Source organism: Mesorhizobium sp. M8A.F.Ca.ET.207.01.1.1 (assembly GCF_004794715.1).
Taxonomy (GTDB): domain Bacteria; phylum Pseudomonadota; class Alphaproteobacteria; order Rhizobiales; family Rhizobiaceae; genus Mesorhizobium.
In genome coordinates this window covers 1-337 of record NZ_SRUS01000309.1, presented here as the reverse complement: position 1 = coordinate 337, position 337 = coordinate 1, and the positions used below count along the sequence as shown (strand labels likewise).

Sequence of the window (337 nt, the reverse complement as noted above, 5' to 3'; positions counted from 1 at the left end):
GAGCTGCGAGACCAGAGGTTCGGCCAGGGCGTTGTAGAGCTTCTGGGTGAACGGCAGCAGCGCCAGCAGCACCACGCCCAGACCGAGCAGGGCGCGCACCATACGGCCGCGCAGTTCCACCAGATGCTCGACCAGCGAGCTCTCGCCGAAATCCTGTTCGCTCATGGCTGGCGCTCCGTGCGCTGCGTCGGCGCCGCCGCACCGGCGTCAGCGGCGGTGGCCACGTCGGGTGCAGCAGGCTCCTGTGCCGGTGCCTCCGCGGCAGGCCCGCCCAGGTGCGGCGGAACGTCCGCCTGCGCGGGTGCGCGTACCTCCTGTACCAGCTCATCGCCCTGCC

At 71.8% G+C, this 337-nt stretch carries 1 pseudogene; it reads right to left on the bottom strand.

The features are described 5' to 3' along the window. A pseudogene (locus tag EN850_RS37975) lies at positions 1–165 on the bottom strand (twin-arginine translocase subunit TatC); the annotation flags it as partial. Between the last annotated feature and the right edge of the window lie 172 nt (positions 166–337).